The organism is Corynebacterium sp. HMSC076C10 (assembly GCF_001812455.1).
Classification (GTDB): domain Bacteria; phylum Actinomycetota; class Actinomycetes; order Mycobacteriales; family Mycobacteriaceae; genus Corynebacterium; species Corynebacterium jeikeium_D.
Genome location: NZ_KV809148.1, coordinates 1 through 9,845, shown reverse-complemented (window position 1 = coordinate 9,845; position 9,845 = coordinate 1). Strand labels below are relative to the sequence as shown.

The window sequence follows — 9,845 nt, the reverse complement described above, 5'->3', positions numbered from 1 at the left end:
CAGCTAAGCCAGGCGCTAAGCCTGCTGCACCAGCGGCAGCAAAGCCGGGTGCCAAGCCAGCTGCACCGTCCCGTTCGCCGAAGCCGGGACAGGAAATGCCACGCCCGCCGAAGCCTGCTGGCCCGAAGCCAGGGCCGAAGCCAGGCGCACGCGCACCGCGTGTGGCGAACAACCCATTCTCGACCGGCGGATCCTCCCGTCCGGCACCGCGGCCGTCCAACATGCCGCGTCCGCAGGGCGGTCCTGGCCGTCCGGGCCCGAAGCCGGGTGGACGCCAGGGTGGCCCTCGCCCGCAGGGTGGAAACGGCCGTCCGGGCCCGAAGCCGGGAGCACGCCAGGGCGGCCCTCGCCCGCAGGGTGGACAGGGCCGCGGTAATAAGCCGAGCGGCAATCGTCCGACTCCTGCAATGATGCCTTCGCACCCGAACCCGGGGCAGATGCCTGCAAAGGCAAGCCGTGGCGGCGGTGGCGGTGGCTTCGGCGGCCGTGGTCGCGGCCCGGGCGGCCCGGGTGGCGGACCGCGCGGTGGTCGCGGCGGACGTCGCGGTGGAACTGCAGGTGCATTCGGGCGACCAGGAGGCGCCCCGCGTCGCGGACGTAAGTCGAAGCGTCAGAAGCGCAACGAGTACGAGGCAATGCAGGCACCATCCGTGGTGGGCGGCGTTAAGCTGCCTAACGGTAAGGGCACGACCATTCGCCTCGCACGTGGTGCATCCCTGTCTGACTTCGCTGAGAAGATTAACGCCGATGCAGCATCGCTGGTCCAGGCGTTGTTCAACCTCGGCGAAATGGTGACGGCAACTGCATCGGTTTCCGACGAGACCCTGCAGCTGCTCGGCGACGAGATGGATTACAAGGTCCAGGTCGTCTCGCCTGAGGATGAGGACCGCGAGCTCCTCGAGTCTTTCGACCTCCAGTTCGGTGAGGACGAGGGCGACGATGAGGATCTGGAGCAGCGTCCGCCAGTGGTCACCGTGATGGGTCACGTCGACCACGGTAAGACGCGACTGTTGGATACCATTCGTAAGGCCAACGTCGGTGGCCACGAGTCCGGTGGTATTACCCAGCACATCGGTGCGTACCAGGTGCCGGTGGAGCTTGACGGTGAGAAGCGCAAGGTTACCTTCTTGGATACCCCGGGTCACGAGGCGTTTACCGCCATGCGTGCTCGTGGTGCCAAGTCGACCGATATCGCGATTCTGGTTGTTGCAGCTGATGACGGCGTCATGCCGCAGACGGTTGAGGCTATTAACCACGCCAAGGCCGCTGATGTGCCGATTGTCGTTGCAGTCAACAAGATTGATAAGGAAACTGCAGATCCGCAGAAGATTCGTGGTCAGCTGACTGAATACGGTCTCACTGACGAAGAGTGGGGCGGCGACACTATGTTCGTCGATATCTCCGCTAAGCAGGGCCTCAACATCGATCAGCTTCTCGAAGCAGTGCTGTTGACTGCTGATGCTTCGCTGGATCTGCGCGCCAATCCGGATATGGACGCTCAGGGTGTCGCCATCGAGGCTCACCTTGACCGCGGCCGTGGTCCGGTGGCAACCGTTATCGTTCAGCGCGGTACGTTGCGCGTCGGTGACTCCATCGTTGTCGGTGACGCATATGGTCGTGTTCGCCGCATGGTCGATGAATACGGCAACGACGTCGATGAGGCCGGTCCTTCCCGTCCGGTTCAGGTGCTCGGCCTGACCTCTGTACCGGGTGCTGGTGACAACCTCCTGGTTGTTGACGAGGATCGTACGGCCCGCCAGATTGCAGACCGCCGCGATGCACGTCGTCGTAATGCGCTGCAGGCACGTCGTCGCAAGCGCGTCTCCCTGGAGAACCTGGACGAGATTCTGAAGGAGACCAACACCCTCAACCTGATCCTGAAGGGCGACAACGCCGGTACCGTCGAGGCACTGGAAGAAGCCCTGCTCAAGATCGAGGTCGACGACGAGGTCGCTCTGAACATCATCGACCGTGGTGTCGGTGCTGTCACGCAGACCAACGTCACGCTGGCTGCTGCGTCTGACGCCGTCATCATCGGCTTCAACGTTCGCTCCGAGGGCAAGGCCACCGAGGTTGCCAATGCTGAGGGCGTTGACATCCGCTACTACACGGTGATCTACCGTGCTATCGAGGATGTCGAGGCTGCTCTGAAGGGCATGCTCAAGCCGGTCTACGAGGAGAAGGAGATTGGTCGTGCAGAGATTCGCGCCATCTTCAAGTCCTCCGCAGTTGGCCTCATCGCCGGCTGTATGGTCGAGTCCGGCAAGGTCCGCCGCAACGCGAAGGCTCGCCTGGTTCGTGACGGCAACGTCATTACGGATTCGGCGACTATCGAGTCGCTGAAGCGAGAGAAGGACGATGCCACCGAGGTCGCAGCCGGTTACGAGTGCGGTATGGTGCTGTCCTACCCGGACATCCAGGTGGACGACGTTATCGAGGTCTACGAGATGGTCGAGGTTCCGCGCACGTAGCGACGTAAGCTAAACACTGCGTGAACTTTGATAAGGCGCTCCCTTCGGGGAGCGCCTTTTTGCGTATCGTGTTCGTTATGGGCTTCAAAACTAATCTCTTTGCACTCTCAGATGAACTGCCGCGAACGAATATTTTGAATTATCCTCCTGCGAGCGCAGAGGAGACTCTTGCGCAATTGGACAAGATTTGGCCAGGGAAATTCGCCTTTGATTCCGAAGAAACCATTGAGGATGGTCATAATTGGTACTTCCACGCGGTAGCGTTTGGGCCAACGCTGCTTTTCGGGACCGACGACGTATACGACCTTATTGAGGACCCAGCGTTGGCGAACGATCCTCGCGAAAGTTGGTCACTGTGCATCAATAGTGTTGTCGATTTCTGCCACTATAAGACTCCTACCAGGGAATTAGAAGCAAGCTGCGAAGACTATGATTTTGACATGCAGCGGTTTTTCAGCTCTGGACGACTGTTGGATTTCGAGGTACCGTTCGCTAACGGTGAACACGTCGAGGTACTACATCCGACGGATGTGGCTGAATGGGAACAAACCCATGGCAGTGTGGCGCCCAAGGATAAAAATGGTGAGGTAAGTTACCTTTTCCATCCGCTGGAGCTAGGTAATGCTGCAGTTAAATGGATTTTCGGCATCGAGGGAGAAACACCATTGCAGGACAGTGTGATGGATTCACTGCCTGACTGCTCCCATGTTAATGGGTTACCGATGTACAACTTCGTGGAGCGCCGTTAAGAGCGTACGGGTAGGCTGCGTTTCAGCTGCGCAATTCCGTAGTAGCGACTCCCCATGCCGTCGATGACATCGATGGTGGTGACAGTGTTGTCGTGATGATTAATGGGTTAAAACAAAGGGCGAGCGTGCGGCGAAGCAATTGGCTGCACTCGGTAAACGGGTGCGGGCGAAGTCGCGAAACATGCGGTTCGAAGTTGAGTAGTGTTTTGCGTGTTAGTATTAGCAGTCCTTTGTATTGAACCGTTTTGCCGGATCCCAAATGGGTCTTTGTCAGTGAAGGGGCGCTTCAGGCCCCACGCTAAATGGGGTCTAGCTACGAATCGTTACGCACAGGTAGAGATAGATAGGGAGTAGCCAAAAATGGCAGATCCAGCACGCGCGCGCAGGCTGTCCAAGCGTATTCAGGAGATTGTCGCCAGCGCAATTGAGCGTGAGATTAAGGACCGGCGGCTGGAGTTTGTGACTATCACCGACTGCCGCGTCACCGGCGATTTGCACGACGCCACAGTTTTCTACACTGTGCGCGGACGTACGCTCGACGAGGAACCGGACTACGAGTCGGCAGCAGCAGCGCTGGAAAAGGCGAAGGGGCAGCTGCGTTCCCTGGTCGGTCGTGGCACCGGTGTGCGCTACACACCGACGCTGGCTTTTGAGGTTGACACCGTGCCGGAGATTTCCGCGCACCTTGAGGAGCTGCTCGATAAGACTCGCGCGCGCGACGCGGAATTGGCTGAGCAGGCTAGAAACGCAAAGCCCGCAGGCGATGCCAACCCATACCGCGACGAGGAGTAAAACTCTCCACCGGCCACATCTATCGATGAAAGGGGCACCCACGTGACCACTTCTCCGCAGGCTCAGGAGCAGGCAGCTCACCAGCTTTCCCAGGCGATTAATCGCCGCATGTCCAAGCCGATTCAGCAGATGCAGGATATGCTTGCCGACGCCAAGAAGGTCGGCGTCATTGCCCATGTTCACCCCGATGCGGATGCGATTGGTGCTGCATCTGCGATGGTCATGGCACTTGTACAACGTGGCATTTCGGCTGTAGCCAGCTACGGTGAGAGCGATTTGCCAGCCAAGTCGCTGCTGACCATCCCCGGATGGGAGCGATTTGTCGAGTACACGGACTTGGATGAAGACATTGATACGTGGGTGACTGTCGACTGCGCAAGCCCGGGGCGCCTCGGTGCGCTGGAAGATCGCGTGATGGCCTCCGACCGCGTTATCAATGTTGACCATCACGCGACCAACACTCGCTTTGGGTCCGTCAACATGGTTGACGAACGCGCAGAGTCCTCGACCATGGTGCTCCTGGACTTCTTTGGTGTCTGGGGTATCAAGCTGACCACGCCGATGGCTCATGCTCTCTATGCAGGGCTGTTGACGGACACCGCATCGTTCCAGTTCGGCCATTCCCGCATGCACACTGCAGCGGCGCGCCTGCTGGATAAGGGGCTCAATCCGCGCACGATTGGTGCACAGCTGCTGGAAGAACATCCGTTTGCCTACCTTCCATTCCTGGGCAAGGTGCTTTCCACCGCGACATTGGTGCCCGAGTGGGGCGACGGCGCTGGCCTAATCCACGTCGTCATTGAGTACGACCAGACCGCCGAAGTTGGCCACGATGAGATTGAATCGGTCGTGGACATTGTGCGTACGACTAATGCGGCCGACGTCTGTGCCGTGCTTAAGGAGTATGAGCCAAACCAGTGGGCCGTCTCGCTGCGTTCTCGCGAGCTTGTCGATGTCTCCCAGGTCGCCCTGGAAATTGGCGGCGGTGGCCACGAGCGTGCCGCCGGTCTGACTCGGGAGTGCAGCAAGGATGAGCTGCTGCAGGCCATCCTGGACACCAGCGATGTCGCAGCCCAGGCACGCCGAGGCACAAGCGAGGCCTAGGGGATTGTCGGACTCGCGAGAAACTCAGGAACACACTGAGATTGAGCACACTGACATAGAGCGAACCGGGCACAGTGCGAAGTCAGATGTCAGCCTTCGCGCAATCGTTTCGCTGGCGCTGCCAGCGTTGGGCGTTCTTGCCGCGCCCGCCCTCTATGTGCTGCTGGATACGGCTGTCATTGGTCGGCTTGGAGCTGTCCAGCTTGCGGCGCTTGCCGCTGGTTCGACGGTATTTTCCGTGGTAACTACGCAGCTCACTTTCTTGGCTTACGGCACGACCGCCCGATCAGCGCGAGCCTTTGGCAGGGGCAACGTGGACGAGGCGGTTGAAGAGGGACTGCAAGCGACGTGGGTCGCCATCTTTGTGGGCCTTAGTCTCTTTGCCATCATCGTGGGGCTAGCACCAGTATTTACCGGTTGGTTAGCTCCTCATCCGGAGGTCGCTCATGATGCCGGGCAATGGTTGCGAGTTGCTGCCTTTGCCATTCCGCTGACGTTGATTGCACAGGCCGGAAATGGTTGGCTGCGCGGTATCCAAAACACCCGCGCGCCGCTGCTATATGTGCTCTCAGGCCTTGTTCCGGCAGCCATTGTGATTGTGCCGCTGGTCCGCGCCTTCGGTCTCGAGGGCTCTGCGATGGCCGTTCTTTTCGGCGAATTGATTACCGGCGGGCTGTTCCTCCGCCGTCTTTTCAAAGAGTGCTCTAGCCGCAAGCTCTCCATGCGCCCGAATGGCGCCATTATCAAAAGCCAGCTGGTCCTCGGCCGCGATCTCATCGTTCGCTCCTTGTCCTTCCAGGTAGCGTTCCTCTCCGCCGCAGCGGTTGCTGGCCGCGTTGGGCCGACCACGCTCGGTGGGCACCAGGTCATGCTGCAACTGTGGAACCTGATTTCGTTGGTGCTCGACTCGCTAGCGATTGCTGCACAGACGCTCGTCGGTGCAGCGTTGGGCGGTAGCTCCACGGCCGTTGCCCGCTGGACTGGCAAGCGCGTGACTGTCTGGTCAAGCGTCATTGCCCTCGGCCTAGCGGCTGTTTTCGCAGTAGGTAATGCCAGTATCGTCCGCATTTTTACCGACGCCACAGGCGTGATTGACGCAGTCACCGCTGGACCATGGTGGATTCTCGTCGCAATGATTCCTATTGGCGGTGTCGTCTTCGCGCTCGATGGCGTGTTGCTCGGCGCCGGCGACGCAGCCTTCCTCCGTAACGCCACCGTTAGCGCGGTCCTGTGCGGATTCCTCCCACCGGTCTGGCTGGCGCAGGCATTTGGCTGGGGGCTGACCGGCGTGTGGTGCGGTCTCTTGGCCTTCATGATTCTGCGACTCATCTTTGTCGCTACCCGTTTCCGTGGAGAGAAATGGTACGGCATCAGCGCATGAGTGTGCTTGCCGACGTCCAGGAGTACCTGGCCAGGCATTTGCCCGCCGGTAGCCGGCTGGTTATTGACTCCAATGCCGAGCGTCCGTTTAGTGATGCGGAATTGCAGCAGCTCCGTACTGCTGAGTTGAGGCTGTCTGATAGTGCAGCACCTGCTCGAATCCGTGATTTCACCCGAGGGCGCCTCGCTGCGCATGAGGCGGTGCAACGGCTAGGAGAGTCTGCCCCACATGGGATTGGCATGTCGGCCACCGGAGCGCCGCTGTGGCCACAAGGGATCGTGGGGTCAATTAGCCACTGCGGCAGGGCCGTGGCAGCCGTGTCCGCGAGCGCTGAACAGCTGCAGGGGATTGGCATCGATGTCGAGGTCGAGCAGACTCTAGAGTTAGGAATCATCGATGCAGTCTTGCGCACTGACGAAGCACGCCTTGACCCGCTGGTGCAATTTAGCGCCAAGGAATCAATGTACAAACTCTGGGAGCCGATAGTCGGGCAGTGGCTGGACTTCGACGAAGTCTCCGTGCAACCGAGGAAGAAACGGATAGCAGGGCGAGGTTTTTCCCGAGGACTCACAGGCGGACCTTTACAGCTAACGTTTCACCGTGAGATTCCCGACGCCTTCTGCGGAGTAAAAGGCTTCTGGGCTCGCGGTGCAGGCATCGTTGCAACCGCGGTGTGGCTCGAGCAGTCTTAAAATCCTTGAGAGGTAGTCACAGCGTGGCCGGGCGCACCACGAAGACCGTCTTAGCCCGTTTGCCAGATTCTGTGAGCAGCGCCGGAACCTTTCCCGTTGGTGACACCGCCGCATAGACTCCAGGTTTTCCGATCGGCTCCAGCCACTTGCCCTGAGCCAAATCAGCCGCCTGCTGTTCAGTAATTTCGCGGGTATCAAAGCAACGCAGGCAGGCCTCGTCCAGACTCATCGGCAGCAAGGAAGCGGCGCGCTCCGGGACTGGGCGTCGCATCTCCGCAATTTCTGGATGGGCGGTGTCGAACTGCTCGGCCTTCGCCGTGAGCTCGTCGATAGTCAACGCCTCATCAATAGTGAAAACGCCGGCGGCAGTACGCCGCAGAGCAGTGAGATGACCACCGACTCTCAGTGCATCCCCCAAGTCACGAGCTAGGGCGCGGATGAAAGTGCCGGCAGAGCAGTCGACCTCCACGTCGATATCGATGCACTCCCCGGGGCGCGAAGGATCGGAGTCGTGGCGGATGTCCAGAACCTCATAGCGGGTGATCGTCACTGGGCGCGCAGGGATATCGACCTTCTCACCACGGCGGATGCGCTCGTAGGCGCGGACACCGTCAATCTTCACCGCTGATACCGCCGCGGGTTTTTGCATGATTGTGCCGGTGAACTTCGCAATTTCCGCTCGAACCATTTCATCAGTCACCGATGCCGCCGAGGATTCGGAGAGCAACTCGCCTTCGGCGTCGTCGGTAAGCGTGGCAGCGCCGAGTCGAATGGTGGCTTGGTAGGACTTCGTGTCGGCGTGGACATGTGGCAGGAAACGGGTGCCGCGGCCGATGCCGAGGACGAGCACACCGGTGGCCATTGGGTCGAGGGTACCGGAGTGGCCGACCTTCTTGGTGCGGAAGATTCGACGGAGTTTGCCCACTACATCGTGGCTTGTCCAGCCTTGGGGCTTGTCGACGATAACAATGCCGGAGTCTGCAATCGGATCGAAGTCGGTCATAGACGCAATCCTATGTTGCGCTATATGCGGTGTGTTAAACGGTGACCAGTTACACTGGCTCTCTGTGGAGATTTGGTATGGCTTGGACAATGCACCCGAAGAGCTGGGGGACACGGTCGTAACCATCGGAGTGTTCGATGGTATTCATCTTGGGCATAAGCGCCTGATAGCTGCTGCGGTCAGTGACGCTCGTGCTCGTGGCGTGAAATCGCTGTTGATGACTTTCGACCCCAATCCCGTAGCGCTGTTTGCCCCGGATAAGGTGCCGCCGGCACTGTCCACTGTGTCCCGTCGCGCCGAGCTGGCAGAAGCGGAGGGAATCGATGCCATGCTTGTCGTGCCTTTCGACAAGAACTTCTCCAGCATCCCCGCAGAAGACTTTGTGCGCACCGTTGTCCGCGACAAACTGAATGCTCAGGCCGTCTTCGTTGGCCAGAACTTCACCTATGGGCAGAAGGCCGCAGGTACCGCCGAGACTATGCCGGAGCACGGCCGTAAGTGTGGTGTCGATGTCACCATCGTCGACCTCCTCGACGTTACTGCCGCGGACTCGACCGAACGTGTTTCGTCGACACGTATTCGCGGTTTGCTTGCCGACGGTGCGGTGTCCGCAGCCGCCTCGTGTCTCGGGTACTTCTACCGTGTTGATGGTGATGTTATTCCAGGTCAGGGGCGTGGGGGAGCGCAGCTGGGCTTTCCGACCGCCAATATTGACTTCGCTGAGGGCCTGGCAATCCCGGCTGATGGTGTCTACGCGGCATGGTTCACGGCTCAGCCGACGGCAGCCCGCCCGGAGCCGGACCCGAAGGGCGATATCGAGTTTGGGGTGCGCTACCCAGCGGCGGTGTCGGTGGGCACTAATGTGACCTTTGGAGACACTGATCGAACGGTCGAGGCCTACGTGATTGACCGTCATGCGGACCTCTACGGCACCGCTGGGCAGGTTGAGTTTGTCGACCGGATTCGCGGAATGGAGAAGTTCGACTCGGTCGAGAAGCTCATTGACCGGATGAACCAGGACGTGGCAGACACCGAGGCCATTTTGGCTAAGACCGATTAGCTGTTAAAGTAAAACGTCGGCTGTGACTGCGGTCCACAAGCAGTTGCGAGGAACCAGCTGCCAGACGCTGTTTGGTTCCGGGAAAGCCGAGAATGTGGACTGAAAAAACGACCATAATTTGATTCAAGGAGTTAGATTTACATGGCTTTGAACACTGCAGAAAAGGCTGAGATTCTCAAGGAGTTCGGCCTGCACGAGACCGACACCGGTTCCCCGGAGGCTCAGGTTGCACTGCTGACCGCACGTATTCGTCAGCTGACCGAGCACCTGAAGTTCCACAAGCACGATCACCACTCCCGTCGTGGTCTGCTGCTGCTGGTCGGTCGCCGCAAGGGCCTGCTGCAGTACCTGCAGGACAACGACGTTGAGCGCTACCGTAAGCTGATCGAGCGCCTGGGTCTGCGTCGCTAAGGTTCTCCTTAAGGTCCTGTTTGTCAGAGCTTCATTGGTGTAAGTTGCTCTGTTAATTCAAGGCTTTTAAGCTTTTTAGACTCGCCGTTTGGGTTTCCATTGGATGGAAGCTCACGGCGGGTCTTTTTTTTGATCACTTGTCGTTGTGGTATTCGGGTTAAGTAGCAAAAAGTGTGTCCGCT

9 protein-coding genes are annotated in these 9,845 nt (G+C 59.3%); 8 read left to right on the top strand and 1 reads right to left on the bottom strand.

Features of this window, described 5'->3' with window-relative positions:
* The 6 genes from infB to HMPREF2857_RS07525 all read left to right on the top strand — a co-directional run.
* Positions 1-2,471 (top strand): translation initiation factor IF-2 (infB, locus tag HMPREF2857_RS07550; protein WP_070643401.1); only part of this gene is annotated, 2,471 nt, incomplete at its 5' end.
* A 20-nt stretch (positions 2,472-2,491) separates the two neighbouring features.
* On the top strand, positions 2,492-3,220 hold the full coding sequence (locus HMPREF2857_RS07545; protein WP_048733528.1) for a hypothetical protein: 729 nt from the start codon (positions 2,492-2,494) through the stop codon (positions 3,218-3,220).
* A gap of 360 nt (positions 3,221-3,580) precedes the next feature.
* Positions 3,581-4,012, top strand: a complete 432-nt coding sequence (gene rbfA, locus HMPREF2857_RS07540; RefSeq protein WP_016422588.1) for a 30S ribosome-binding factor RbfA — start codon at positions 3,581-3,583, stop codon at positions 4,010-4,012.
* A gap of 42 nt (positions 4,013-4,054) precedes the next feature.
* On the top strand, positions 4,055-5,116 hold the full coding sequence (locus HMPREF2857_RS07535; protein WP_070643398.1) for a DHH family phosphoesterase: 1,062 nt from the start codon (positions 4,055-4,057) through the stop codon (positions 5,114-5,116).
* Between the two features lie 4 nt (positions 5,117-5,120).
* Positions 5,121-6,497, top strand: a complete 1,377-nt coding sequence (locus HMPREF2857_RS07530) for an MATE family efflux transporter (protein WP_083310536.1) — start codon at positions 5,121-5,123, stop codon at positions 6,495-6,497.
* Complete coding sequence (locus HMPREF2857_RS07525; RefSeq protein WP_070602457.1) at positions 6,476-7,189, top strand: 4'-phosphopantetheinyl transferase family protein; 714 nt, start codon at positions 6,476-6,478, stop codon at positions 7,187-7,189. Before HMPREF2857_RS07530 ends, HMPREF2857_RS07525 begins: the two co-directional genes overlap by 22 nt.
* A gap of 16 nt (positions 7,190-7,205) precedes the next feature.
* Here HMPREF2857_RS07525 and truB read toward each other — a convergent pair whose 3' ends face one another.
* Positions 7,206-8,192: a tRNA pseudouridine(55) synthase TruB gene (truB, locus tag HMPREF2857_RS07520; RefSeq protein WP_016422592.1), complete on the bottom strand. Its 987-nt coding sequence runs from the start codon at positions 8,190-8,192 to the stop codon at positions 7,206-7,208.
* A gap of 64 nt (positions 8,193-8,256) precedes the next feature.
* Here truB and HMPREF2857_RS07515 point away from each other — a divergent pair, with 64 nt between their 5' ends.
* Complete coding sequence (locus HMPREF2857_RS07515) at positions 8,257-9,252, top strand: bifunctional riboflavin kinase/FAD synthetase (RefSeq protein ID WP_070602461.1); 996 nt, start codon at positions 8,257-8,259, stop codon at positions 9,250-9,252.
* A gap of 141 nt (positions 9,253-9,393) precedes the next feature.
* Positions 9,394-9,663 (top strand): 30S ribosomal protein S15, encoded by a 270-nt coding sequence (rpsO, locus tag HMPREF2857_RS07510; protein WP_016422594.1) that lies wholly within the window; start codon positions 9,394-9,396, stop codon positions 9,661-9,663.
* Positions 9,664-9,845: the final 182 nt, after the last annotated feature.

What these genes read in the sequence shown, in the direction of transcription:
- rbfA (WP_016422588.1), top strand. Translation starts at nt 3,581, where the DNA reads ATGGCAGATCCAGCACGCGCGCGCAGGCTGTCCAAGCGTATTCAGGAG.
- HMPREF2857_RS07525 (WP_070602457.1), top strand. Translation starts at nt 6,476, where the DNA reads ATGGTACGGCATCAGCGCATGAGTGTGCTTGCCGACGTCCAGGAGTAC.
- truB (WP_016422592.1), bottom strand. Translation starts at nt 8,192, where the DNA reads ATGACCGACTTCGATCCGATTGCAGACTCCGGCATTGTTATCGTCGAC.
- rpsO (WP_016422594.1), top strand. Translation starts at nt 9,394, where the DNA reads ATGGCTTTGAACACTGCAGAAAAGGCTGAGATTCTCAAGGAGTTCGGC.